This is a genomic window from Allomuricauda ruestringensis DSM 13258 (assembly GCF_000224085.1).
Classification (GTDB): domain Bacteria; phylum Bacteroidota; class Bacteroidia; order Flavobacteriales; family Flavobacteriaceae; genus Flagellimonas; species Flagellimonas ruestringensis.
The window spans coordinates 595,366-621,755 of record NC_015945.1 but is presented as its reverse complement, the minus strand read 5'-3'; the positions used below and the strand labels follow the sequence as shown (position 1 = coordinate 621,755).

Sequence of the window (26,390 nt, the reverse complement as noted above, 5' to 3'; positions counted from 1 at the left end):
TATGCATTTCAACCTCAAAAGACCTTATCTCTTCATCATTATTCTAATGGTGCAACTTTCACACGGGCAAAAACAATTGCCCGATTGGCAACCTGGATTTTTGGATATCCACCATATCAATACAGGTAGGGGCGATGCCACTTTTATGGTATTTCCCGATGGTACGACCATGTTGGTGGATGCTGGCGATATGTCCGAAACCCATCCAAGGACAACATCGAGCAGAAATGCCAAATTGGTTCCGAACAGGAGTAAAACTGCCCCCGAGTGGATTGTAGATTATATAGATCAGTTCTTGTCCAAAAAACAAGAGCGCAAGTTGGATTATGCATTGATCTCCCATTACCACGACGACCATTTCGGGGAGATTGATTCGTTGCGTTCAATTGCCAAAGGAGGATACCAGCTTACAGGGATTATGGAAGTGGGTACACTGATTCCGATTAAAAAATTGATCGACCGTGGTTTTGATTATCCTATTGATCTAACCAACGAGCAAGTACAATCTAAAGAACGATTTTCCAAGGACGCCTACGGAATGATTCCAACCTTGAAGGAATATTGGAAATTCATTGCATATCAATCAGGAAAAGTTGGTCTGGAAAATGAAGCTTTACAGGTAGGAAGTAACTATCAGATTACATTAAAAAATCATCCAAAGGATTATCCCAACTTTTCTGTTCAAAACATAGCCTCCAACGGGAATATTTGGACAGGCTACGACGATTCGTTTTATCCCCTTTTTAAAGAAGGAGAGTATCCCGGGGAAAATTCGTTGAGCAGCGTAATCCGTATTGATTATGGCAAGTTTAATTATTACACCGGAGGGGATATTTCTGGCATCAATAGCTTTGGACAGACCGATATTAACGATGTGGAATCCCATATTGCACCAATTGTCGGACCCGTGGATGTGGCCACGTTGAATCATCACGGGAACCGTGACTCACAGAACCCATTTTATGTGCGTACGATTCGCCCTCGAGTCTGGATTCAGCAAAACTGGACAGCGGACCATCCAGGAGAAGAAGTACTGCGAAGAATAACATCGACCAAATTATATCCTGGCGACCGGGATATATTTTCAACCGTTATGCTGCAAGGTGCAAAAGATGTGATCGGTGGTAAGTTGGATCTTTATAAAAGTCAGAATGGGCATATAGTTATTCGGGTGTACAACAATGGTGATGCCTATAAAGTTTATGTGCTGGACGACACCACAGAAGGACGAAAAATTTTAAGTGAACATGGACCGTATAAAGCGCGATAAGCACAACTTAGAATCTGTTGTTGAAGGCGACATTAATCTAACCTCTGCCAGGGCTGAATGGTTGCGGCAAGAAGTGGACGAAGAAACCAAAAACCTATTGGAAAAAGATGCCAAGTACTTTATACATCAATCTATGTCCACTCCTTGTTTGGATGTGCTCCAGAATTGTGAAGGCTCGCACATTGAAAGTGTATCAGGAAAAAAGTATCTCGATTTTCATGGGAACAACGTACATCAAATTGGGTTTTCCCACCCAAAAATGGTTTCTCGCTTAACAGAGCAACTGCAAAGCCTTACCTTCTCCACCCGGAGGTATGCCAATGAAACAGCTATTCGATTTGCTGAGAAACTAACCTCATATACTCCCAAGGGCCTTGACCGTATTTTGCTTACGCCAAATGGAAGCTCTGCTATTGGAATTGCCCTAAAATTGGCAAGGGCCGTAACCGGAAAACACAAAGTAGTCTCATTCTGGGATTCGTTCCACGGAGCCTCTTTGGATGCCATAAGTATAGGCGGCGAGTCCGTTTTTCAGGAACATATGGGGCCATTAATGCCAGGTGTGGAGCGTATTCCGCCCCCAATCACCTATCGTGGTATTTTCGAAGGTAATGAGGAAAAAGCTTTGGGATATTTGCAATATGTTTTGGAAAAAGACCGTCAGATCGGGGCGTTTTTGGCGGAAACCATTCGTAATACAGATGTTCAGATCCCATCAAAAAAATTCTGGAAAGGAGCAAAAGCGTTGTGCGACAAGCATGGGGTGATACTGATTTTGGATGAAATCCCCATCGCCTTCGGACGCACGGGCAAAATGTTTGCCTATGAGCTTTTTGATATTGAACCTGACATTCTATGTTTGGGCAAAGGTCTGGGTGGAGGAATTTTTCCACAGGCAGCCATTGTGACCCGGGAGGAGTACAACAAGTTCGGTGATATTTCGCTCGGACACTATACGCACGAAAAAAGTCCGTTGGGTTCCATAGCGGGATTAACCTTATTGGAAGTGCTCGAAGACGAAGATATTCTTCAAAAAGTAAAGGAAGATCAAGAGTTTATGCGGAAAAACCTTTACAAAATGCACCGTAAATATTCCATGATTGGGGATGTACGTGGCGTGGGCTTGCTTTGGGGCATTGAACTGGTAACCGATAGAACTACCAAGGAAAAAGCAACCGCCGAAGCCGAAGAAATTATGTACGAGTGTCTAAAACAGGGATTGAGTTTTAAAGTTTCCAAAGGAAACGTACTCCAACTTTCGCCTCCGTTGACCATAACCAGGGAAGAACTGGAAAAAGCCTTTGAAATTTTGAACCGTGCCTTTTTAAAAACCAACACCATAGTCTAATGAAAAAAATTAACTGTTTACTTATTGTTTTTAGTTTGGGATTGGTACAGCTCCCTGCCCAGACCAAACCTGAAATTCTTGTACAACCCTATTTGCAGGATGCTGAACCCAATTCCATGGTGATCATGTGGGAAACCTCTAGCGGGGAAGAAAGTATTGTGGAGTGGGGAACCACCAAAAAACTGGGCAAAAAAACCACTGGAAAGGCAGAGGATATCAATTTTTCCGATTCAAGGGTCCACACCGTGAAATTGGAGGGGCTCAAACGTTTCACGGAGTACTATTATCGTGTAAAAACAGGAAAGGTAAGATCGGACATTTTCCAGTTCAAGACACCACCGTTTTCAAGTGACGAAGAGTCCTTCAATATTGTGGCCATGAGCGATATGCAATATGATAGTCAGCACCCCAACAAATTTTCCGAGATCGTGAATCAAGGGGTGCTTCAATATCTAGAACAAGCGCATGGGGGCAAATTATCGAACAATTTGGCCATGGTTATGATTCCTGGTGATTTAGTGACCACCGGGAGTAAATACTATCAATGGAAGGAACATTTTTTTGATCCCGGCCAAAAACTTTTTGCAAAGGTTCCCGTGTATCCCGTTTTGGGAAATCATGAGAGAAATTCTGTTTTTTACTTCAAATATTTTAGCCTTCCGGAAAACGGAACACCTGCCTATGCCGAACATTGGTGGTACAAAGATTATGGCAATACAAGAATCATAGGATTGAATTCCAATGACGGTTACCGCGACCTCCGCGAACAATACGAGTGGTTGGAACAAGTGCTGGCAGATACCGAAAAGAACGATGATATTGATTTTGTGTTTGCACAATTGCACCATCCACATAAATCAGAACTTTGGATTCCAGGAGAAGAAGAATCCACAGGGAAGGTGGTAAAAATGCTGGAAGCGTTTTCCACCAAAACAGGAAAGCCAAGTATCCACTTTTTTGGACACACCCATGGGTATTCGCGTGGACAGTCCCGAGATCACAAACATTTGTGGATTAATGTGGCCTCAGCAGGTGGAGCTATCGACAATTGGGGCGAGTTTGAAGGAAGGGACTATGATGAGTTTACCGTTACCCAAGACGAATACGGTTTTGTCATGGTCGAGGTTGATGGTAACCGGAACGATCCTAAATTCAAGATTAAGAGAATCAGTCAAGGGAATAACATTAAGTCCAGGCAGAACGAGCTTCGCGACAGCATTACCATTTGGCGATTGGAGAAAAAGCCCAACCCTCCCAAACCGATTTTCCCAGTCAATAATGAAATGGTAAAAGAAGAATTTGCCATCTTGAAAGCTGGTGAGTTTTCAAGTTCGCTGAGCGGTGCTTTTCATGCAGCTGCACATTGGCAAGTCTCCCAAACCTCTGATTTTGAAAAGTTGGATTTGGACAGCTGGAAACAGTTCGAAAACTGGTATTACATGGAAAACCGTCAAAAAGAGGACGATTTGACCGATGAAAAAACCAAACGATTACAACCAAATACTACCTATTATTGGAGGGTCCGATACCGTGATCAGAACCTAAATTGGAGTGATTGGTCCCAAATAGCATCATTTAAAACACCACAGGAAAATGATAAATAGAATTTTGTTTTTGATGGCTGCCGTTGCGGCACTTGTTAATCTTCATGTCCAAAAACAGAGGAAACCAAAGTAATCTTGATCACCCTTTATGGGTTCCGTTGGCAGGAATTGTTCACTGGAGCCGACTCGCTTTTGGTGGCCAATAAAGCCTATATGAAGGATACAGCTACACTAAAAAAGACATTTTTGGAGAGATACTCCCAAAGAAAGACGTGAGACGTTGATGCCTTTTTCTGGAGCCAAGTGTCAAAAATGGGTCAAATACATGGAAATCGAAAATTGGGAAGCAAAGTGGACTTGACCAATTCAATGTGGTTTTCCTACCCTGGCTATAATGAGATATTGACAGGAATGGCGGATGAGTGGAAACGCCGGACCTAGTATACCACCCATGCCGGAATAAAATGAGCACGGTAAAACTGTCAATATGTGACTTAATTTTAGTTAACTATGTTAAAATTTAAGGTGGTTCAAATTAACCGTTTCTCGTTATCCGTCCCATCCAACTTGATGACAAAAAAAGACCATTTGCACAAACGGTCTTTTTTCGTTCAAAAAAAATTCACCTCTCAAAAAGAGATGGAATAATTAATGTTAATCGATCACTTCAACATTGACTGCATTTAGTCCTTTCTGACCCTGCTCCGTTTCATAATGTACTTCGTCATTTTCCCTTACTTCATCGATCAACCCCGATGAGTGCACAAAAATATCCTCGTTGGAATTTGTCGGGGTGATAAACCCATACCCTTTATCGTTGTTGAAAAACTTTACTGTTCCTTTTTGCATAATTGTATTTGTTAAATGTTTTGTTGAATAATCAGTCGATTCGCCTTACGTTGACCGCATTGAGTCCTTTCTGGCCTTGCTCCGTTTCAAATGAGACCCCATCGTTTTCCATAATCTCATGGATGAGTCCACTGTTGTGGACAAAGATGTCCGCTTTTGAATTTGTTGGGGTAATAAACCCATACCCTTTTTCGGTGTTGAAAAACTTTACTGTTCCTTCTTGCATAATTGTATTTGTTAAACGTTTTGTTATTTAATTGACGAACGTGTAGGCCACTCCAGTGGCAGATGCACGGCCCGTCCTACCTATCCTATGGATATAGCTATCCATTGTTTGGGGCAATTGATAGTTGATCACATGGGTTACCCCCTTGATATCAATTCCCCTAGCAGCAACATCCGTTGCCACCAATATTTTTGTGCTGCCCGACTTGAACAGCTCTATTGCCCTTGAGCGATAGTTCTGTGACTTGTTCCCATGAATGACATCCGATCTAATCCCGGAATTCTTCAATTGCTTGCTTAATTTATCCACCCCTCTTTTCGTTTCTGCGAACAACAGCACTTTTTCAAAAGAAGATTCGTTTACCAGCTTGAACAATACATCAAATTTATTTTCACTGTTCTTCACTCGGATGATATGTTGATCGACGTTATCGCTCGATCTGGTTCCGCTTGACACATTTACACGTGTTGCCGCCCCGGTGATCTGCTGGATCAGTTTTTCCTGGTTCGGGTCCAAGGTCGCCGAGAACAACATGGTCTGCTTTCGGTTTCGCATGCCAGAAACAAGCTTTTGTATATCTTTGATGAACCCCATGTCCAACATTCTGTCAAACTCATCCAAAACCAGGGTCGATCTGGTATCAATTCTCAATGCCCTTCGGTCAATCAAATCGTTCAGCCTCCCCGGTGTGCCCACAATAAGGTCCAGGTTTCCCCTTGCCGAGGATATGTCCCTGCCCACATTTGTTCCTCCGATAAAGCATGCAGACGTGAGCCGGGTACCTTTGGTCAATGACCTGAATTCGGACTGTACCTGTTGTGCCAATTCCCGGGTGGGCACTACCACTAGACCGGAAACGTTGTTGGCGGTAAGCATCTGCTGTACCATGGGGATAAGGAATGCCCCTGTTTTACCTGTACCTGTGGCCGCAATGCCCACTAAGTTTTTCCCTTTCAGCAGGTGGTCGAAACACCTGTCCTGAATTTCAGAAGGCGATCGATAGCCCTTATGGGCAATGTTTTTACGAAGTTCCCCATGTAAATGGAATTGTTCAAAATTTCTATCTGAAACATAGGGTTCGGTATTTGTCGATGTTGATTTTTTGACAAGTAGTTCAGGATTTAACCTGGACACGGGCCGTTTGCCGGACGTACCTGTCCGGTGCTTTTTATTATAATGCATAGTATTTTAGTTTTGATGTGTTGGAATTGTCTGTAATTCCATTTGCCCCAAATCGCGGAGCATTTTAAAGTGTTTGAAAATCGCGGATGCAAAAGATCCGTTGGAGTGATAGGGCAAGCCAAACTCTTCGGCCGTACGTTTTACTATCGGTGCTATGTTGCGGTAATGTATATGTGATATATTTGGGAAAAGATGATGTTCTATCTGATTGGTCAGACCTCCTACCATCCACGATAACCATGCACTCTTTGGCGCAAAGTTACATGTGGTCTCCAGTTGATGTGCCAAACGTTCGGACTCCAAATTTCCATGGGTATCCGGTAAGGGGAATGAGGCATTGGGGGTAACGTGGGCCGTTTGGAAGACCAAGGTGATACTCAATCCAGTCACAAAGTGCATGGCCAAAAAGGCAAGGACCACCAGCCATGGTGAAATAGCGGTCAACAGAATCGGCAGGACCAGCGCATAGGAAAAATATAATATCTTCCAGGCGGCCATCTTAAAGATTCCTTCGATGTATGTCCTTCGATTTTTCACCAGGCCCATTTTGTAATACCTGGCGTACCGGACAAAATCCTTGGAAGTGACCCATGAAACCGTTGACAGACCATAAAAGAACCATGCATAGTAATGCTGGTATTTATGGAGCTTGTTCTTTTTGGCGTGAGGTGAGAACCTCAGGAAAAATGGCGCGTTAATATCATCGTCATGATCTTCTATATTGGTATAGCTATGGTGCAAAACATTGTGTTGCAGCCTCCAGACCTTGTCATTGGCACCGATCAGATTGATCGTGTACCCCATGAGTTTGTTGACCATTTTGTTCCTTGAAAAAGAACCATGAATGGCGTCGTGCATTACGCCCATGCCAATACCTGCCATACCGAATCCGCTCAAAATGTACAATCCAAACAACAATGGGACACTTGTAAGGGTTGAAAAAATGATGATAGCTAAGGGGGCGAAAAATAACAGTAACATACAGATGCTCTTAAAAAGCATTTGACGGTTGCCGTGCCTGGTTTTCTTTGTGGTTTTGAAATATTCCGAAACGCGTTTTTTTAATGTTCTGGAAAAATCGGAGCCTACCGATGATTGAAAAGATGGATTTTTAATAAAATGTAGATTTTGTTAAACAATGACTTACTTCAAAATGGGTAAAAAACGTGAAGTAAGACCGTATTAGAATTGCTTAACGAGGGACTGCCATCGGCAGTTGATATTACTATTTTGAGAGTTCTAAAGAATAGAACAGCCACAAATGTAATTTAAATAACTTGATTTGCAATGGATCTGCAACGAAAACTTCATGCAAAGGGAATCAAGGGTCTGCAAAACGACACTATCCCAATAAGTGTGCGCGTTTTAAATAACGGGTTTCCCTCCTTTCATCATAGAAACCGTCCAACACCTTATGCCTACGGCAATGTTTCTTTGGCGTGTTCCTTCGGGACCGGGCTTTCCGTTACAAGGCCTTTGCTATCTGAGTCAGGGCTTTTCATTGCAATCCCTCACGCGGATATCGCAAAGGAAATGTGGATCGGTGATACCGACACAGGTATCCAAGGTTCAAACCTGTCCCAAAGGATCAGGGTTCCCTGGAGGTTAGGAATTTCTTGGCAACATTCTTGAACATTCCACTGTCCATAAGTTGTTCCAACCATAGGGAAGAGTCTGCCAGTTCCCTATCTTCCTTGGAATAGGGCAAATCCGCGGCCATTTCTATGGTATCTTTGTCGAGTACTTAGTACGTGGGCTATGGTATTTGGGTGTGGTAACACAAATGCCCGTAGCCCTATCTTTCAATCCAAAAAAAGTTTAAATAACTTCATTGTATACTTTAGGGGATACATTCGGATTATTTTCCACCGGAAGAACTCTTTCGATGGAAAGGGCATGGTCTTCTTTGATCGTGCCCTTTTAGTTCTTACGGCTTAGTAAGCGTAGTGTATTGGTCACTGGTTCATTAACATGTCTCATCACCAAATATTTTATGTGCCTCTTTTTATCATATCCTATCGATAATGTCTACTAAAGAACTTTGGCCCGGCCTGGCACCGGGACAGGGTAGTTGCCATTTTCATCTGGGCTTGTCGGTGTCGGAGAATCCCATGTGATTTCCTCGGGCATGAGCTGTAGATTTGATGCCAGGGCCTCCTCCCAGTTTATGACTTTTCCACTGTAGGTCGCCATTCGTCCCATTATCGCTGTCATTGTACTTTTTGCACCGTTAAAAGCATCATTGATGACTCCTTTGTTTCGAATGGAAGCAAAAAGTTCATTATGCTCCTCTTGATAGGGGTTATGGCCCATCGAATTGTTGATAGCTTGTGTCTCGTTCCCAGAAAGGTCATATATTTTTGCTACACCTGCATCGTTTGTCTCTACTGTTCCGTTGGTCAGTTGAAACGCCTCGCCAACCTTGTACATGGTATTGGGTTGATGGCGACATTGACTTGAAATTACCGCTCCACTTGGATAGGTGAATTCTACAAAGTGATGGTCGAATATCTCACCATGATCAGGTCCTTTCCTCACCATTCTTCCTCCCATACCTTGGGCGGAAATCGGATACTCTCCAATAAACCAGTTGGCCACATCAATATTGTGGATGTGCTGTTCCAGAATGTGGTCGCCACAAATCCAATTGAAATAATACCAGTTTCTCATCTGATACTCAAGTTCGGATTGTTCGGGCTTTCGTTGGCGTACCCACACACCGGCACTGTTCCAATACACCTGTCCGGCCACAATTTTGCCCAAATCACCATTTTTGATGATTGAATTGACCTTGATATAATTTTCTTGGTAATGTCGTTGAAGTCCAACAACAACATTCAGTTTTTTTTGTTCGGCCAGTTTAGCGGTTTCAAGTACTTTGCGTATCCCGGGTACATCTGTTGCCACAGGCTTTTCCATAAAAACATGCTTATCGTTTTCAATGGCATAGGCAAAATGGTAAGGCCTAAAGCCGGGCGGGGTTGTCAGAATCACCACATCGGCAAGATCAATGGCTTTTTTAAAGCCATCAAACCCAACAAACTTATGTTTGTCTTTTACATTGATTTTCCCCGTGTCCTTATATTTTTCGTTCAAATGGCCATAGCTAGAATTTAACTGGTCTTCGAACAAATCGGCCATGGCGACCAATTCCACATGATCATCGGCTTCAAGGGCTTGGTTCGCAGCACCGGTTCCCCGGCCCCCGCAACCTACTAGGGCGATTTTCAACTTTTTTTCGTTAAAAACATTCACCATGGCATTGGTGCCCAGTGATGGCACAATTATGGCGCTAGATGCAATAGAGGCATTTTTGATAAACTCTCTTCTGGAGTTGGCATTCGGTTGGTCTTTATGTTTCATTGTATTTAAATTTTAAAATTTGGTGTTAGTTTTTAATCCAATAGTCGTAATAATTTTCTGGAGCAGGGGGTGTAACTGGGCGGACGACCCTAAAACCCACAAATCCAGCATCGGTGAACCACCATTTACTTCGTGGAAATTGCGGATCTCTTTGTTTCCAAATAGGGTTGGATGCCAATCTTGATGCACTGCGCAGTTGTTGTGGACCATCCCTGAAGGAGCCACCTCGAATGGCAATTGGGTATTCATTGATAACTGGCTCAAAAGGTAGTTTGGCATCCGCATAACCATTTTCATTATATTGATCCAAGGTCCATTCGGCAACGTTGCCATAAATATCGTAAAGTCCCCAAGGATTTGGTTTTTTTGTTCCTACTTTATGGTAAGCCCCACCGCTGTTTTGATCAAACCATGCATGATCGCTTAATTCTGATGGGTCAACCCCAAAATAATAAGGTTGGTCGCTCCCGGCCCGTGCTGCGTATTCCCATTCCACTTCTGTGGGCAATCGGTAATAACGACCAGTTATAGCGGAAAGCCATTCGCAGAATGCGGAAGCTGCTCTTTGTGTAATGTTTACTGCAGGATAACCTTCTTCCCGTCCCATACCCAAACTCATATCAACATAAGGGGTAGTGGCACCGGAAACGGCATCGATTTCGAGATTGACCTCAGTGACCTTAGCTTCGTTCTCAAGATTATCTATGGCCCTTTCAATAAAAAGATTGTACACCTCCCAAGTGATTTCAAATTTGGACATCCAAAAGCCCTCAACCTCAATCTCCCGAACTGGACCTTCATCAGATTTTCTGCCAAGCTCATCTTTTGGGCTTCCCATTAGAAAAGTGCCGGAAGGAATAGCAACCATTTCAAATTCGATATCCACGCCTGGCAAGCTTTGGGTGTAATTAGATGTTTTTTGTCCATATCCCATTACCATGGTGCCCAAAAGCAAATAGAGTATCCCGATTGATTTTATTGTCATAATGTTTATTAAGGTTTAAAAGGAATCACTGACTTTGTAGGCCTCGATTACAGCCGTTTCACCTGCTTTACCTGCTTTTGAATTGCCATGTTCCATTCCTACAATACCTTGAAATCCTTTAGAGTGGATATGTTTAAAAACATTCCTGTAATTTATTTCACCGGTTGTTGGCTCTTTTCTGCCTGGGTTGTCACCTACTTGAAAATAAGCAATCTCGTCCCACGTTGCATCTATGTTGGGAATAAGGTTGCCCTCCTGTATTTGTTGATGGTAAATATCAAAAAGGATTTTGCAGGATGGACTGTCAACGGCTTTGCATATTTCAAAGGCTTGGGGGCTATCTGTAAGAAAAAGTCCTGGGTGGTCCCTAAAGTTTAGCGGTTCCAAGACCATGGTCAATCCATGAGGCTCCAAAAGGGCACTGGCCTGTTTGAGTGATTCCACAACATTGGCTGTTTGGTATCCTTTGCGCAGTTGAAGGTCCACATGGCCTGGCACCACGGTCATCCATTTGGCATTTACCCTTTTTGCAACCTCGATGGATTCTTTGATTTCCTTCAGAAATTTTTCACGGAGTGTAGCATCCCCATTGGTAAGGTTGGGCTTGTTCCACGAAATCTCATGGGCAACAAACACCCCCATTGCAATACCTCGCTTTTCCATGGTGCTGGCCATTTGTTCCTGTAGGCTTATGGAGCGGCCTTTCATACCGTTATCTTCAAAAGCGGCAAAGCCCATATCCGCCATAAAGTTAAGCTGGTCAATGGGGTCGTCGCCTGCAGATTCTTTGAACATGCCCAAATGTGGGGCATACTTGAGGTTGAAAGTGGCCGGCACCTCAAAATCCAATTTGTTTTTACTTGAATTCTGGGCAAATAGTCCGGTCATGCCAACACTTAATGCCCCAGAGAGCATTAGATTGTCTTTTACAAAATTTCTACGCTTCATTTTGATGGTTTTTATTTTAAAATATACTATTGCCGAACGGGTTGCTGGACAAAAGCTTTAATCTCGGTTAGTCTGATTTAGGTTTATTATGTCACTAGGATATATACCGAACGTGAAGGATGCATTGGAGACATCCAGTTTATATTCATCATTGGCCAATCCGTCCATACTCCAGCTATTATCCCCACCTACACCTGTCTGTCCATAATCAATATGAAGGTACACTGCCTTTTTGGGTTGAATGTCCGTGGTGTGCCGTTGTGCTTTTTTGTTGGATTCCGAATCAAAATCCGACATAGGGTTATGGTGTGCCGAAAAGGAGAAGGGTGTGTTTTCCGAAACAAAATTTAGGCCACTGCCCAATTCATTGGTGAGCAATGCAAAGCGCACATCTGTTCTATTGCCATTTTCTTGGGGCCTGATGTAGGGTACATAAAAATCAGCTACTTTGGATTTGTACAAACCTACAAAGGATGCTGTTTTTCGGTCTATATAATTTTCATGAGGACCCCTACCGTAGTATTCTGTATTTTGATATTGATTATCCAATACGAAAACCATACCGTAGCGTGGCATGTATTTCAACTTCTCGGGGTTTTCGGGTGAGAACTTGCAAGATATTTTCAATCCTCCATTTTTGTCCACTGTGTAGATGATGGTATTTGTTGCCTGTAAATCTTTGTAATCGAATTTATAGTGGAACGAATGGGTTCCATCCTTATTCTTTTTATGGTCGAAACCAATCAATACCTTTTTGTCCGCAGCATTTCTATAGCCAAAGTAATCTACATCTTTTGGAGCGTTCCAAGAATTCCATGCACCAAAATCATTATCAATGGGCGCTCTCCAAAATGTCAATTTCACCGGTTCAAGTAACAGATCCATATCGCCTTTTTTCAAGGCATTCAGTCCAAAACCGTCCTTGCCGAACACATAGGTGTATTCACCCACCGATACGGTGTAAGATTGTTCGTCCTTGGATGTTTTGGTTTTGATTTTATGTGGCTCGTTTAAGATATTTAGCGATATATCGCCATCGTGTAACTTAAACTGTTCTGAAACCAAAACCTCACCTTTGGGCAATAAGGGGGTATCCCTTTTTAAGGCTCCGAACACATTGATGTAATATTCTTTGGATGCATCCAAGTTATAATTAAAATTGATGGTGACCTTGTGCTTTTGTTGTGGTTCAATAGCTGGAACTGTAAGGGTTTGTGATGCCACCTCAATGCCATTTTCCAATAAAATGGCCTTAAATTCGTACTGCTCGGTTGTGGTGAAGAAATTCTCGTTGAAAATCTCGTATGTAGTATTGTCCAATTTGGAGAACAGCACATTTTGATAGACTTTTTTCACTTCGAAGAGACCGGGATGTGGCCTTAGGTCCGATCCCATCAGTCCATTGGCACAAAAGTTTTCATCGGAATGCACGCCTTCCGGTTCAAAATCCCCTCCATAGGCAAAGTATTTTTCCCCCGTGGAAGTGGTCTGTTCCAGACCTTGGTCCATCCAGTCCCAAATGAATCCTCCTTGGGCTCTAGGGTGACTTCTTACCCAATCCCAATAATCTTTGAAGTTTCCACTGCTGTTTCCCATGGCGTGACTGTACTCGCACCAGATAAATGGGCGTTGCTCACTTAGTGGTTTTTTGTTGTCCCTCTCAAAATACCGTTTGTCCACATCGTTTTGTTCATGGTACATCCAACTTACGATATCGGTAATCCTTCCTTTATAATGAATACTATCATTGGCCCTTCCGGCCCGTTCATAGTGTACTGGACGATTGGGGTCATATTCGTGGATCCAATTGTAAGGGGTTACAAAATTGCTGCCGCTACCGGCTTCGTTGCCCATAGACCAAATAATAACCGAAGGGTGGTTAATATCTCTTTTCACCACTCTTTGAATGCGGTTTAGGTGCATTTCTTGGAATTGTGGATCCTGTGCCAAAGTTTCTCCTTTATTGTAACCGTAACCGTGGGATTCTATGTTCGCCTCATCGATTACATAAATGCCGTATTGGTCACAAAGTTGGTACCATAGGGGATCATTGGGGTAATGCGAGGTTCTAACGGCATTGATGTTGTATTTTTTGAAGTTTTTGATATCTGCTAGCATTGACTCCTTGCTCACGACATGTCCATTGACGGGATCATGCTCGTGCCTGTTCACACCTTTAAGAAGAATGGGCTGTCCGTTGACCCACAATTGGCCATTTTTTATTTCACTGGTTCGGAAACCAATCTTAAATGTTGTCGCATCGAGTTGATTGCCATTGGAATCCTTCAGTACGATTTGAAGATCGTACAATTTTGGATTTTCTGCAGACCAAGGGGAAATGGTCAATCCGTTTTTCTCCAAGGTCAATTTGCCCGTACCATCTTCTCTGGTGCCAAGGGAACCGTGTAAGGATGTAATTTCCTTTGCTCCGTCAAGCACTTTGGCCTCTATTTGCAAATTCGTTGCTTTTTGTGCTGCATTTACCCTTACTTCGAGCTCAAGTTGCCCATTTTTGTAATGTTCACTATCTAGGGATGCCCTTGAGATAATGTTTTGAAATCTGATGGGATTGGTGGCGTACAGGATAACATCCCGTTCAATTCCACTTAAACGCCAGAAGTCCTGGTCCTCCAGATAGGAACCGTCACACCAACGGTATACCTCCACGGCAATGTCGTTTTCTCCTTGTTTGATGTATGGGGTGATATTGAATTCGGCCGGAGTTTTTGAACCTTCACTGTAACCAACCTTTTGTCCGTTCACCCATAGATAAAATGCTGAATTGACTCCTCCAAAATGAATGTATACCTGCTTGGAAGCCCAATCTTTGCCCAGATTGAATTTTCGTTTATAGCTGCCCACAGGATTATTGTCATGTGGAATAAAAGGCGCATTTTTTGGGAAAGGATATTCGATATTGGTGTAAATGGGATAGCCATATCCCCTCATTTGCCAGTCGGAAGGTACATCAATGTTGTTCCAATGGGATACATCGTAATTTTCGGTATAAAAATCTTCGGGTCTATCGGCAGGTTTGGGTGACCAGTGAAACTTCCAGGTCCCATTTAGGGATAGGTAATTGGAAAGCGTTTCATGCGGTGCATCCAAAGCATGGTCATTGTAATGATAAAAGGAGGCATGCGGCTCCTCTGTATTGATTGTAATAATTTTTGGATTTTCCCAATCGGGCACGCTATCTTGTGCGTTTATGATCAAATTGGGAAGCAAAACCAGTAGTATTATGAATTGCCATTTGTTTGTCATGTTACTATTGAGGTTAGAGGTTGTTAATTTTTATCTATTGTATTTAAAGTGAACTACGGCTAATAAGGTTTGTGGGGATAATGGTTCTTATTTCGTTTCCATCCATAACATATTTTGCTGCTATTTTGGCCATTTCCTTAAAATTAGTGGATATAGTGGTTATACCTCCCATAATAATCTCTTTGAGCACATTATCATCATAGGAAAGGATACCCAGGTCTTTGCCAAGCACACAATGCCCTTGGTTGCAATCCTTAAGGAAGGTCCATAGAATGGAATCATTTTTTATAAAATACAGTGTGTCTTTTTTAATAGTTCCCGAGATATAATTCTCTTCGATAGAGCCTTTAATACCATGGTCTTTTAAAAACCTTTCATAGGCCCTTCGGATTCCTATTGGTGAATAGTCTGTTTTGGAATTGAAGAACAGTACCATGCTCTTATATTTTTTTATATCGGGCAATAATTTTACCAAGGTGCTGTATGTAGCGTTTTCAAACTCTTGAGCTATAAATGAATACTCTGGACCTAGATCCAAATATCTATCAACCAATATCAATTTGTTCGGGGCTATGGTCTGCAGCATGGGTTTTACCGCATCGTCTTGTATGGGAGCGATTACATACATGCCATATTTCCCTTTGATATTCGTAATCATTGTTTCAAATATGGAGATGTTGTTATGGTGAAAAAACACATCTACTTGAAATTTTTTTCCAAGTTCCTCTCTTAGGGTGTTGTAAAAATCTTCTTGAAAACTCTGGAAGGCAAATAGTAACAACGCCACCCTAAGTACAACTCCTGTTTCTTGACTGATGACAAAATAACCTTGTTTGTTTTTTGATTCCACAAGTCCTCTGTCCTTTAACTCCTCGTATGCCTTTACAATGGTTTTTCTGGCATATCCCACATCGCGAACCATAATATTTATTGAGGGTAGTTTGTCACCAACTTGAAATTCATTATCTCCTATGGCATCCACCACACTTTGAACCAGTATTTCATGCTTTGACAATAAATGGCTGTTTTGTAAGTCCAATATTCTATCTAGTAATGGCATGTTTCAACATTATTCGGTTAATCTGTTCAATCTCAAAAATACTTTCAAATTGCGAGGATGCACATCCATATTACTGTTTTGTGGATTACCTCTTAATAGCTATGGTGTTAAATAGTCAATATTATTAAGTTCAAATTGGTTATTTGTCAAAAAAACACTTCTAAAGTTTTGATATTTCAAATTTAACACTAATTTAGCAACAGTAGCACAGAGTATCATAGATTTTTTGAAATTTTTCGAGGTCTTGATGAAAATTGTGCTGCTCGCACGAACTAATAACTAAACAACAAACATTCGATTATGAACAACCAATCGTCATTGAATAGGAGATATTTGGGTAGTACGCCCTGTATTTTCTTAACCTTTGTCCTGTTTTTTGGAGGTGTATTGTTTTCCACCGCACAGGCTCAAGGTATCACTGTCACAGGAACAGTAACGGCCTCTTCAGATGGCCAACCTTTACCGGGTGTCACTATTATTGACATAAACGATTCTTCAAAGGGGACCATTACAGATTTTGATGGAAACTATTCCATTTCTGGAATTCAAGGCACAACAACCCTGCGGTTTAGCTCAATAGGATTCAAGACCGTAGAGGTTGCTGTTAATAATCAAACAACTATAAATTTAGCAATGGACGAAGACCTTTCCTCCCTGGATGAAGTTGTTGTAGTTGGGTATGGTACCCAGAAAAAGGCAACGGTCACCGGTGCAGTGGCAGCTGTTAAGGGAGATATATTGGAAACTTCACCAACAATTAGTGTATCCAATTCATTATCGGGGCGTTTACCTGGTTTGGTGGTGATTCAGACCAGCGGCGAACCTGGGAGCGATGCCGCCAGTATTAGCATACGTGGTACCAATACTTTGGGAAACAGTAGCCCTTTGATAGTTATAGATGGTATTCCCGATCGTGATGGAGGTATAGGAAGGTTAAACGGAAGTGATATTGAAAATATTTCAGTGTTAAAAGATGCCTCAGCCGCTATTTATGGTGCAAGGGCGGCCAATGGAGCTATCATTGTAACCACAAAACAGGGTAGGGTAGGTAAGCCTGAAGTTACCTATACCGCAGATTTTGGTATGGCCCAACCTACCAAGGTACCCGATATGGCAGGTGCTGTGCAATATGCCGATATCATGAATGAGATTACCATTTTTAACAGTAACATTCCCGTTGGTGAATGGGGAGCAGCTTGGAATGCATTTGGTAATTCGGGAAACTATACCATTCCTTCAAGTGATGAAACAGTAAATGCTGCTTTTTCCCCAGAATCCGTTCAAGGCTATGCACAAGGTACCGATCCTTGGCTATACCCGAATACAGACTGGTTTGATTCCACTTTTAAAGAATGGTCTATGCAGAGCAGGCATAACCTTTCAATTAGGGGAGGTGGAGAAAATGTAAAATACTATTCCTCAATTGGATACTTTGATCAAGATGCATATTATAAAAACTCATCTACCCGTTACCAACAGTATAATTTTAGAATCAACACGGACATCAAGGTAAATGATTATATTCAGACAAAACTTGGTTTTGCCTATAGAAAGGAAGATAGGCGTTACCCAACCGAAGGTTCAGGGGCCATTTTCAGGATGTTGATGAGAGGTCGACCTACAGACCCGGCTATTTGGCCTACTGGTGAACCTGGCCCAGATATTGAAAACGGACAGCAGCCGGTGGTTATTACTACAAATGCCACGGGATATGATAGTCAACCTACTGATTATTTACAGTTCACGGGCTCGGTGGATATTACACAACCTTGGATAGAAGGTTTGAAGTTGACATTATTAGCAGGTATTGACCAAAGTCAAATTAGAAGAAAACTTTGGCAAGTGCCATGGGAGTTGTATTCATTGGATAGGGAAACCTATATTAATACAGGCGAACCTATACTTACGGCCAACATACGGTCTAGTTTTACAGATCCAAGGTTGACCCAGTCCTCGGAAAACAATCTCAACACCAACCTTACCGCTTTACTAAATTACGATCGTGTTTTTAACGATGTGCATTCCCTTAACGTTATGGCGGGTGTTACACGTGAGCGTTTTCAAAATGAGTTCTTTTCAGCATACAGCAGAAACTTTATTTCTCCTTCCATTGATCAACTTTTTTTTGGTGGTTCCGATGGACAGGAGGTTGACGGTAGGGCATTTGACAGAGCTCGTTTAGGGTATTATGGTCGTGTTCAATACGATTATAAACAAAAATATTTAGCTGAATTCATCTGGAGATATGATGGGTCTTATATTTTCCCCGCTGATGATAGATTCGGTTTCTTCCCTGGGTTTTTAGTGGGATGGAACGTTTCCAATGAGGATTGGTTTAATGTTGATGCCATCAATTATCTTAAATTAAGGGGGTCTTATGGTCAAATGGGTAACGATCAAGTATTTTTTGATGGCTCGTTACAGGAATACGCTTATTTGTCAACATATTCTCCGAACCAATTTCCTATAAATGGAGCTGTGGCGAACACTTTGGAAGAAGCACTTTTGGCCAATCCTAATTTTACATGGGAACGGGCCAATAACTTTAACCTGGGGTTGGATACATATCTTTTTGATAACTCTTTAAGCATGAGTTTCGAATATTTCTATAATAAAAGGGATCAAATTTTGATTCGTGAAACTGGATCTACTCCTGGTTCTTCCGGTATTTCGGACAAACTTCCACCAGTAAATGCGGGCGAGGTTGCCAACAAGGGCTTTGAATTTGCCGTAAATTATTATGGAGGTAGCCAGGATGGCATTAAATGGGATGTTGGAATCAATGGAGGTTATGCCAAAAACGAAGTGGTTTTTATGGACGAAATTCCAGGAGCGCCAGAATACCAACGTCAAGAAGGGAAACCTATCGGAGCCTATTTTGTGTATGAATATGACGGAGTGTTTAGGGACGAAGCTGATATATCAGCCAACACATTGGATTATAGTGAGGTAACCCCAACACTTAGACCAGGTGACATGAAATTCAAGGATGTAAATGGTGATGGCGTCATCAATGGGGATGACCAAGTTCGACTTGAAGAAAACATCATCCCCAAATTTAATTTTGGTGCCAACTTTAATGCAGCATACAAGAATTTTACTTTGGCAGTATTATTTCAAGGAGCGACAGGCGCCTCTCTACCTATTCAAACAGAATCGGGAGATATTGGTAATTATTTGCAGTATTCTTATAATAACCGTTGGAGTATAAACAACCCGAGCAGTGTACACCCAAGGTTGGCAACTAGGGGAGATACCTATTATACGGGTGGAAGCTATGGAAACAATACCTACTATTTATTTAGTAAGGATTACATAAGGCTTAAAAATATACAATTGGCTTACAATTTCCCAGATAAACTACTGGAGCCTTTGGGGCTTTCCGGCTTCAGTTTATATGTAAGTGCCAACAATGTATTCACTTGGGCAAAAAATGATATTTACGACCCTGAATCCACAGTAAACAGCGGACAGTTTTATCCACAAGCTAGAGTTATAAACACTGGATTTAAAGTAAAATTTTAATTTGATTGTTATGAAAAATATAAAACTCTATACCATATTGATTGCTGCGATGGCAATCGTTCCCATATCGTGTTCGGAAGATTATTTGGAAACCAAACCCTTGGATAAAATATCCTCAGATGCGACCTGGGGCGATGGTGCACTTTCAGAAGCGTTTGTGTTCGGTGTTTACTCACATTTAAATTATGGAGGTTTTGAAGAGGAGGGATTGGCTTCTTTGACCGATGAGGCCATGTTCACCCACTCAGGCAGGGGAATTAATGTAATTACCGAGGGCACCTTGTCACCGACAGGAACTGGAAACACAAATATAATTCCTCAATGGGATGAACTTTTTTCAGCCATTAGACAGGCCAATATTGCCATAGCGGAATTACCTGAAGCTACTTTTGGTGATGATGAACTAAGGGATAGGCTGTTAGGAGAATCCTATTTTCTCAGAGCTTATTATTACCACCAAGTTGTGAGATATTATGGAGGTTCACCAATAATAGACCAACCTTATGGATTGGATGAAGATTATTCCGTTGCCCGTGGCACTTATGAAGAATGTATCAATTTCATTTTAAATGATTTGGAGCAGGCCATTACATTGCTTAAGGATAAAGGAGCTACTCCTGGAAGGGCTTCGGACCTCAGTGCGATGGGATTAAAGTCAAGAGTATTGTTATATGCGGCCAGTGATTTAAGACATGGCCCAACCGTATCTTCCCAATCCTCGGCACATGGTAGCTACTCCGATTTGGAATTGGTGGCCTACACTTCCGGCGATAGAACAACAAGATGGAATGCAGCTAAGGCGGCTTCCAAAGCATTGTTGGATGCAACTTCGGGATATAAACTAGATTTAAATGCTCCTGTTTCCCCTGAAGAAGGAGAAGCAAATTATGTAGCCCTTTCCATGGGAGGTGGTAGTGGAGCTGCGGATGCGGGTGCCCATTCCGATATACTTTTTGAGAGAACCCATAGTGCCTTATATACAGTGGAAAACAATTGGCCTCTTGGAGGAATTCATCAAGGAATCAATAATGGACCCAATGGTTATCATAACTGGGCAGGTAATACGCCCATACAACAATTGGTGGATGATTATGAAATGATGGATGGTTCCAAGTTTGATTGGGAAAACCCTGATCATGCTGCTGCTCCTTACACGGACAGAGATCCTAGATTTTATGCGACCATATTATATGATGGTGCAGATTGGAAACCACGCCCTAGTGATGTAGTATCAATTGATCCCTATGATCAAATACAGACCGGAACTTATGATGATGGTGCCGGTGGTACTATAGCGGGTGTGGACACACGAAATTCCGTTATAGAGAACTGGAACGGGTCCAGAACAGGATATTACGTACGTAAATTTATCGATCCCGACCCATCTGTAGCAGACAATATGTCAAGTGCACAATTGGTACCATGGCCATTTATCCGCTACACAGAGATTGCTTTGAATTATGTGGAAGCCTGTTTGGAAACAGGTGACGAAGATGAGGCCATTCTATGGTTGAATCGGATAAGATATAGGGCTGGAATGCCCGCGGTTACTGCCACAGGAAGTGAACTTATGGAACTATACCGCAATGAGCGTAGAATCGAGCTTGCGTATGAAGAACAACGTTATTTTGATGCACGTAGATGGTTGATTGCCCCTGAAACCTTGGGTAGGGGAATAAAAGTAATCAGGGTAACAGCAACATTGAAGACTGGTGCCACACCACACGTCCCTTATCGATATGACCCAGAAGTGTATGATTACACCTATAATGTGGTGGACAATACGGAAAACGAAACTAGGACCTGGGAAGATAAAATGTACTTTATGCCTCTTAGTAGAGATGAAATTAATCGTAATGACTTACTGGTTCAAAATCCCGGTTATTAATCCAATGAATTTTGATTTATTTCATTTAGTTTGAGTTTTTTAGTTTTAATACCTTTGAGTCCTACCCCTAATAGTCGGGGGTAGGGTTCTTTTTTTATTGCCTTGAATCAAAAACAACATAATGAGGTATTCTCTATGTTTACTATTGCTCTCCTTTCTTTTTAGTTGCGACAAAACAGATAAAAAGACAATTGATGCTAAAAAAGCAAATAGTGAAGCTGCTGTTTTTCAATCTATTTCCCCTGATTTTTCTGGAGTTCATTTTCAAAACACGTTACAGGAAGGCCCTAACCTAAATGTTTTGATGTACGAATACCTATATAATGGCGGGGGAGTGGCGACAGCTGATTTTAACGATGACGGCTTGATCGACCTTTATTTTACATCCAATACAGGTGAGAATAAATGCTACCTTAATTTGGGAGGAATGAAATTCAAAGACATTACCGCCATTGCAAAGGTTGGAGGAAGGACAGGACCGTGGAAAACAGGTATCACCGCCGCCGATGTTAATGGGGATGGCCGAATGGACCTTTACCTCTGTTATTCCGGAGCATTGCCTCCCAAAAAAAGAACAAACCAATTGTTCATCAATATGGGGAACGACTCCAATGGAATACCCATTTTTGAGGAGCAAGCAGAAAAATATGGATTGGCTAGCAGTGCATTCAGCAACCAGGGTTATTTTTTTGATTACGACCGCGATGGTGACCTTGATATGATTCTACTGAACCATAATCCAAAATCCCTGCCCATACTCAATGTAGCAAACACAAAACGATTTTTGGAAATGGACGATCCTTTGCAGGGAATTAGGCTATATCAGCAAGATAATGGTCGTTTTTCCGATGTAACGGTCAATGCGGGTATCAATGGTTCCGCACTAACCTATGGTTTGGGTATTGGAATTGGGGATTTCAATAATGATGGGTGGTCGGACTTTTATGTTTCCAATGATTATGCCGTACCGGATTACTTGTACATCAATCAAAAGGATGGAACATTTATCAATGATTTAAGGGAACAACTTGGACATACGAGTCATTTCTCTATGGGGAACGATATAGCCGATGTTAACAATGACGGCTTGCAGGACATTTTCACTTTGGATATGCTCCCAGAAGATAATCGTAGACAAAAATTATTGCTTTCACCGGACAATTATGACAAATTTGATTTGAATGTGCGCAGTGGCTTTCATTATCAATACATGCGGAATATGTTGCAGGTCAACAATGGTAATGGAAGTTTTAGTGAAATTGGACAGATGGCTGGAATTTCCAATACCGATTGGAGTTGGGCCGCTCTTTGGGCCGACTATGATAATGATGGCTGGAAAGATCTTTTTGTGACCAATGGGTACTTACGGGATTACACCAATCTGGATTTTATCGATTACATGGATAACCTAGTTAAATCCAAAGGGCGTTTTAAACGGAAGGATGTACTCGAACTCATCGAAAAAATGCCATCTTCAAAGCTCAGCAATTACCTTTATACCCATAGCAGCAATAACAATTATACCAATAGCACTAAAAAATTTGGGTTGGACGAGCCTGCCAATAGTAATGGAGCGGCCTATGCCGATTTGGATAATGATGGTGACCTGGACTTGGTCATCAACAATATCAATAAGCCAGCTTCCATTTATCAAAACAATACTAATTCTGGGGATTCCCATTTTATTCAGTTAAAATTGGAAGGTGAAGGGGGCAATACACAGGGAATCGGAGCCCAAGTAACGGTTTACCAAGATTCCTTGAAACAGACCCTGGTTCAAATGCCCACCAGAGGATATTTATCCACGGTATCCCCAATCCTGCACTTTGGATTGGGTCAAAACAGTACCATTGATTCCATAGTTGTACGGTGGAATAGGGGAGGACTGGAAACGATTGCCCAAGTTCCAGTGGATAAATTAATAGTGCTTAAGGAAACTGATGCCGATAAAGGGAAGAAGGAATTTTCAAGCACTTCTACCTTGTTCAGTGAAGTGGACTCTCCAGTGAAGTATACCGACAAACCATCAGCGGTCAATGATTTTAAACGCCAATCATTGCTTATATCCCAATATTCCCATAACACGCCAAGCATCGTCAAAGGGGATTATAACAACGATGGTCTTAATGACCTTTTTATAGGAGGTTCCAAAGGAAAACCAGCACATATATTCTTGCAGGGAAGAAATGGTGCATTTGCCGAACATAAAGTGGGTATTTTTTCCCAATATAAAGAATACCATGACAGTGACGCTGCCGTATTCGATGCCAATGGTGACGGATTTCTTGATATTTATGTGGCCGGTGGCGGATACCATAATTTTAATACTGAAGATCCATTGCTGCAGGATAGGTTATATCTAGGCAATGGAAAGGGAGGATTTACCGATGGCACAGACCGTCTCCCGGAAATGCCTACAAATAGTGAAACCGTAAGAACTGCGGATATCGATGGAGATGGGGATCTGGATATTTTTGTGGGCGGTAGGGTAATACCGGGAAGATATCCGGAAAGTCCAAGAAGCTATATGTTGGAAAACAAGGGTAACGGCCGTTTTGTGGACGCTACCCAAAGATTGGCTCCTGAATTGGAAGAAGCTGGTATGATAACCGATGCAGTTTGGTTAGATCTTGACAATGACGGTGGTAAGGATTTGGTGGTTGTCGGAGAATGGATGCCCATCACTTTTTTTATGAACAGATCAGGGGTGCTCAAAAACGAAACCAGTAATCTTTTGGACAGGGAATACCGTGGTCTTTGGAATTCCATTGATGTTGGCGATTTTAATGGGGATGGCCGCCCCGATTTAGTTATGGGAAACCTTGGTACAAATTCACAGTTCAAGGCATCCCAAGAAGAACCCGCAGCATTGTACCACGCCGATTACGATCAAAATGGTTCGGTAGATCCCATTCTCAATTTTTACATTCAGGGAAAGGAATATCCTTATGTAACCCGAAATGAGCTTTTGGGACAATTGGCATATCTCCGTTCAAAATTTACAACGTACGAGAGTTTTGCAGATGCTACATTGGAAGATATCTTCACGCCAAAAGAATTGGAAAAGTCCAAGAAATTAACCGCCAATCATATGTATACATCTTTAATGTTGAGCACTCCAAATGGTAAGTATACTATGGCAACCTTGCCTGAACAAGTGCAATATTCAATTGTTTATGGAACCGTAATAGAAGACTTTGACCATGATGGCACTGTCGATATATTGCTGTTGGGCAACAATCAGTTTTTCAAACTTCGGCTTGGAAAATTTGATGCTAATTATGGAACGCTGCTTTTGGGTGATGGGAAAGGATCCTTCAAATATGTTCCACAATCCCGATCTGGTTTGCATATAAAAGGTGATGTTAGGAGTGCTGTCCAAATAGACAATAAATTATTGCTTGGCATATCTGGAAAAGATATAAAAACGTATCAATTCAACAACTAAAATTGTTGCAATGGGTAGTGGTATATTCCACAACTCATGGCCGTACTGTTAAAGTCAACCAAGTGAGGTGTCAACGCACATTCTCACTTGAGATGGTGGTCCCTTGGCTTGGAACAGTTTGGAAAAAAGTCAATGTGTTGGAAAACCGCTCGTGGTAAACTGAGCCCGCTTCTTTTATAAAATCATCGATAGCTTCTTCATGTACAATGTTAAGGGTACAGCCTCCGAATCCGCCTCCCATCATTCGGGCGCCAAGTACATCAGTTTTATCTTTTGCAAAATCGACAAGGAAATCAAGCTCAGGACAACTTACTTCGTATTTATGGCGCAATCCCTCATGGGTCTGGTACAATAATTGACCAAATTTTATAAGGTTCTTTTCTTTTAAGGCCGTTACGGCCTTAAAAACTCTTAAATTTTCTTCGATTACATAACTACACCTATTGAAAATGGTTTCACCCAGTTCCTCTTTGCATTGATGGAGCATTGTTGTGGTGACATTCCTAAAGGTAATGTCTTTGCCAAAGTTTTTCCGAAGTACGGCCAAACCTTTTTCACATTGGCTTCTCCGAATATTATATGCGCTAGATGCCAAATTATGGGCAACATTGGTATTCAACAATAGAATACGGTAAGGTTCTATATCCATGGGGATATATTCAAAATCCAATGTCATGCAATCCAAAAACATTACATGGTCCTTTTTGCCCATTACCGAGGCAAACTGATCCATGATACCACATTTGGTGCCCACAAATTCGTGTTCCGCTGTTTGGGATAATTCAATTATTTCCCATTTTGTAAGGCCAAGTTCAAAAAGGGTATTTAATCCAAAGGCAAGACCACATTCCAGGGCAGCGGAAGAACTTACTCCCGATCCAACAGGTAGGTGGCTTTCAATGGTGCAGTCAAAGCCTTTTAACTTATGGGTTCGTTGTAAAATTTCATGAATTACCCCAAGCACATAATTTTCCCATCCCTCGGGTTTCTTGGTAATCGAATCCAAGTCAAATTCAAGTATATCACCAAAACCCTTGCTGTAAATTCTACAACATTTTTCAGTGTTGTTCTTCCCTAATTTAAAAGTAATGGTTTTATCGATTGCACCAGGCAGTACATAACCGTTGTTGTAATCCGTATGTTCTCCTATGATGTTGATTCTTCCGGGGGATGTGACCGTTATGTCGGTTTTTAGCCGATTCGAGAATATATATCTTTCTATCAAAATTATATAAATAAAAAGGTCACTTGGACCAACTTTTCCCTTGAGTTGACCGACAAAAAGAATTCAACATAAGGGTGCTTAAACTTTTTCCTGTAATCAGGACGGATTCCATACTGTTATTAGGAGTTTGGAATATTTCATGCAAGTATGTCAAAATTACAAAATACCTGCTTTTTTATTAGTAAATGAGACATAAAACTTGTGATTTATAAAAAGATAAATCAATTTTTGAGAAATAACATACCTATTAGTCGGTAAGGGTAAT

General features: G+C 41.7%; 19 protein-coding genes. 8 read left to right on the top strand and 11 right to left on the bottom strand.

Annotation, left to right across the window (positions count from 1 at the left end):
• Position 1: 1 nt before the first annotated feature.
• The 5 genes from MURRU_RS02870 (at position 2) to MURRU_RS18130 (ending at position 4,603) form a co-directional block, all read left to right on the top strand.
• Positions 2-1,270: a ComEC/Rec2 family competence protein gene (locus MURRU_RS02870; protein WP_014031915.1), complete on the top strand. Its 1,269-nt coding sequence runs from the start codon at positions 2-4 to the stop codon at positions 1,268-1,270.
• Positions 1,248-2,618 carry a (R)-1-hydroxy-2-aminoethylphosphonate ammonia-lyase gene (gene pbfA / locus MURRU_RS02865; RefSeq protein ID WP_014031914.1) on the top strand — a complete coding sequence of 457 codons (1,371 nt, stop codon included), beginning with the start codon at positions 1,248-1,250 and terminating at the stop codon, positions 2,616-2,618. Before MURRU_RS02870 ends, pbfA begins: the two co-directional genes overlap by 23 nt.
• Complete coding sequence (locus MURRU_RS02860) at positions 2,618-4,222, top strand: fibronectin type III domain-containing protein (RefSeq protein ID WP_014031913.1); 1,605 nt, start codon at positions 2,618-2,620, stop codon at positions 4,220-4,222. The genes pbfA and MURRU_RS02860 overlap by 1 nt, the downstream gene beginning before the upstream one ends.
• Positions 4,223-4,297: 75 nt before the next feature.
• A complete protein-coding gene (locus MURRU_RS17870; RefSeq protein ID WP_187289868.1) occupies positions 4,298-4,438 on the top strand; it encodes a hypothetical protein in 141 nt (46 codons plus the stop codon).
• Between the two features lie 36 nt (positions 4,439-4,474).
• Positions 4,475-4,603, top strand: a complete 129-nt coding sequence (locus MURRU_RS18130; protein ID WP_281023860.1) for a hypothetical protein — start codon at positions 4,475-4,477, stop codon at positions 4,601-4,603.
• A gap of 213 nt (positions 4,604-4,816) precedes the next feature.
• Here MURRU_RS18130 and MURRU_RS02855 read toward each other — a convergent pair whose 3' ends face one another.
• The 10 genes from MURRU_RS02855 to MURRU_RS02815 all read right to left on the bottom strand — a co-directional run bounded on the left by MURRU_RS02855 (position 4,817) and on the right by MURRU_RS02815 (position 15,994).
• Positions 4,817-5,011, bottom strand: coding sequence for a cold-shock protein (locus tag MURRU_RS02855; protein ID WP_014031912.1), 195 nt, complete (start codon positions 5,009-5,011; stop codon positions 4,817-4,819).
• Positions 5,012-5,042: 31 nt separating this feature from the next.
• A complete protein-coding gene (locus tag MURRU_RS02850; RefSeq protein WP_014031911.1) occupies positions 5,043-5,237 on the bottom strand; it encodes a cold-shock protein in 195 nt (64 codons plus the stop codon).
• 27 nt (positions 5,238-5,264) lie between these two features.
• Positions 5,265-6,419, bottom strand: a complete 1,155-nt coding sequence (locus MURRU_RS02845; RefSeq protein ID WP_014031910.1) for a DEAD/DEAH box helicase — start codon at positions 6,417-6,419, stop codon at positions 5,265-5,267.
• Between the two features lie 6 nt (positions 6,420-6,425).
• Positions 6,426-7,400 (bottom strand): fatty acid desaturase family protein, encoded by a 975-nt coding sequence (locus MURRU_RS02840; protein ID WP_014031909.1) that lies wholly within the window; start codon positions 7,398-7,400, stop codon positions 6,426-6,428.
• 607 nt (positions 7,401-8,007) lie between these two features.
• Complete coding sequence (locus tag MURRU_RS18125; RefSeq protein WP_014031907.1) at positions 8,008-8,139, bottom strand: hypothetical protein; 132 nt, start codon at positions 8,137-8,139, stop codon at positions 8,008-8,010.
• Positions 8,140-8,450: 311 nt separating this feature from the next.
• On the bottom strand, positions 8,451-9,782 hold the full coding sequence (locus MURRU_RS02835; protein ID WP_014031906.1) for a Gfo/Idh/MocA family protein: 1,332 nt from the start codon (positions 9,780-9,782) through the stop codon (positions 8,451-8,453).
• Positions 9,783-9,807: 25 nt separating this feature from the next.
• A complete protein-coding gene (locus tag MURRU_RS02830; protein ID WP_014031905.1) occupies positions 9,808-10,767 on the bottom strand; it encodes a formylglycine-generating enzyme family protein in 960 nt (319 codons plus the stop codon).
• A gap of 15 nt (positions 10,768-10,782) precedes the next feature.
• A complete protein-coding gene (locus tag MURRU_RS02825) occupies positions 10,783-11,715 on the bottom strand; it encodes a hydroxypyruvate isomerase family protein (protein ID WP_014031904.1) in 933 nt (310 codons plus the stop codon).
• Positions 11,716-11,772: 57 nt separating this feature from the next.
• Positions 11,773-14,979 (bottom strand): beta-galactosidase, LacZ type, encoded by a 3,207-nt coding sequence (gene lacZ / locus MURRU_RS02820; RefSeq protein ID WP_014031903.1) that lies wholly within the window; start codon positions 14,977-14,979, stop codon positions 11,773-11,775.
• 43 nt (positions 14,980-15,022) lie between these two features.
• Entirely contained in the window at positions 15,023-15,994 is a 972-nt protein-coding gene (locus tag MURRU_RS02815; protein WP_245545056.1) for a GntR family transcriptional regulator, read from the bottom strand.
• Positions 15,995-16,339: 345 nt separating this feature from the next.
• Here MURRU_RS02815 and MURRU_RS02810 point away from each other — a divergent pair, with 345 nt between their 5' ends.
• The 3 genes from MURRU_RS02810 (at position 16,340) to MURRU_RS02800 (ending at position 24,900) form a co-directional block, all read left to right on the top strand.
• The gene (locus tag MURRU_RS02810; RefSeq protein ID WP_014031901.1) at positions 16,340-19,564 is read left to right on the top strand and encodes a SusC/RagA family TonB-linked outer membrane protein; all 3,225 of its coding nucleotides are present in this window, start codon (positions 16,340-16,342) and stop codon (positions 19,562-19,564) included.
• Positions 19,565-19,574: 10 nt separating this feature from the next.
• A complete protein-coding gene (locus MURRU_RS02805; protein ID WP_014031900.1) occupies positions 19,575-21,452 on the top strand; it encodes a RagB/SusD family nutrient uptake outer membrane protein in 1,878 nt (625 codons plus the stop codon).
• 121 nt (positions 21,453-21,573) lie between these two features.
• Complete coding sequence (locus MURRU_RS02800) at positions 21,574-24,900, top strand: VCBS repeat-containing protein (protein WP_014031899.1); 3,327 nt, start codon at positions 21,574-21,576, stop codon at positions 24,898-24,900.
• A gap of 70 nt (positions 24,901-24,970) precedes the next feature.
• Here the strand turns inward: MURRU_RS02800 and galK are convergent, their stop codons facing one another.
• Complete coding sequence (gene galK, locus MURRU_RS02795; protein ID WP_014031898.1) at positions 24,971-26,125, bottom strand: galactokinase; 1,155 nt, start codon at positions 26,123-26,125, stop codon at positions 24,971-24,973.
• Positions 26,126-26,390: the final 265 nt, after the last annotated feature.

What these genes read in the sequence shown, in the direction of transcription:
- MURRU_RS02870 (WP_014031915.1), top strand. Translation starts at nt 2, where the DNA reads ATGCATTTCAACCTCAAAAGACCTTATCTCTTCATCATTATTCTAATG.
- pbfA (WP_014031914.1), top strand. Translation starts at nt 1,248, where the DNA reads ATGGACCGTATAAAGCGCGATAAGCACAACTTAGAATCTGTTGTTGAA.
- MURRU_RS02860 (WP_014031913.1), top strand. Translation starts at nt 2,618, where the DNA reads ATGAAAAAAATTAACTGTTTACTTATTGTTTTTAGTTTGGGATTGGTA.
- MURRU_RS18130 (WP_281023860.1), top strand. Translation starts at nt 4,475, where the DNA reads ATGGGTCAAATACATGGAAATCGAAAATTGGGAAGCAAAGTGGACTTG.
- MURRU_RS02855 (WP_014031912.1), bottom strand. Translation starts at nt 5,011, where the DNA reads ATGCAAAAAGGAACAGTAAAGTTTTTCAACAACGATAAAGGGTATGGG.
- MURRU_RS02850 (WP_014031911.1), bottom strand. Translation starts at nt 5,237, where the DNA reads ATGCAAGAAGGAACAGTAAAGTTTTTCAACACCGAAAAAGGGTATGGG.
- MURRU_RS02845 (WP_014031910.1), bottom strand. Translation starts at nt 6,419, where the DNA reads ATGCATTATAATAAAAAGCACCGGACAGGTACGTCCGGCAAACGGCCC.
- MURRU_RS02840 (WP_014031909.1), bottom strand. Translation starts at nt 7,400, where the DNA reads ATGTTACTGTTATTTTTCGCCCCCTTAGCTATCATCATTTTTTCAACC.
- MURRU_RS18125 (WP_014031907.1), bottom strand. Translation starts at nt 8,139, where the DNA reads ATGGCCGCGGATTTGCCCTATTCCAAGGAAGATAGGGAACTGGCAGAC.
- MURRU_RS02835 (WP_014031906.1), bottom strand. Translation starts at nt 9,782, where the DNA reads ATGAAACATAAAGACCAACCGAATGCCAACTCCAGAAGAGAGTTTATC.
- MURRU_RS02830 (WP_014031905.1), bottom strand. Translation starts at nt 10,767, where the DNA reads ATGACAATAAAATCAATCGGGATACTCTATTTGCTTTTGGGCACCATG.
- MURRU_RS02825 (WP_014031904.1), bottom strand. Translation starts at nt 11,715, where the DNA reads ATGAAGCGTAGAAATTTTGTAAAAGACAATCTAATGCTCTCTGGGGCA.
- lacZ (WP_014031903.1), bottom strand. Translation starts at nt 14,979, where the DNA reads ATGACAAACAAATGGCAATTCATAATACTACTGGTTTTGCTTCCCAAT.
- MURRU_RS02810 (WP_014031901.1), top strand. Translation starts at nt 16,340, where the DNA reads ATGAACAACCAATCGTCATTGAATAGGAGATATTTGGGTAGTACGCCC.
- MURRU_RS02805 (WP_014031900.1), top strand. Translation starts at nt 19,575, where the DNA reads ATGAAAAATATAAAACTCTATACCATATTGATTGCTGCGATGGCAATC.
- MURRU_RS02800 (WP_014031899.1), top strand. Translation starts at nt 21,574, where the DNA reads ATGAGGTATTCTCTATGTTTACTATTGCTCTCCTTTCTTTTTAGTTGC.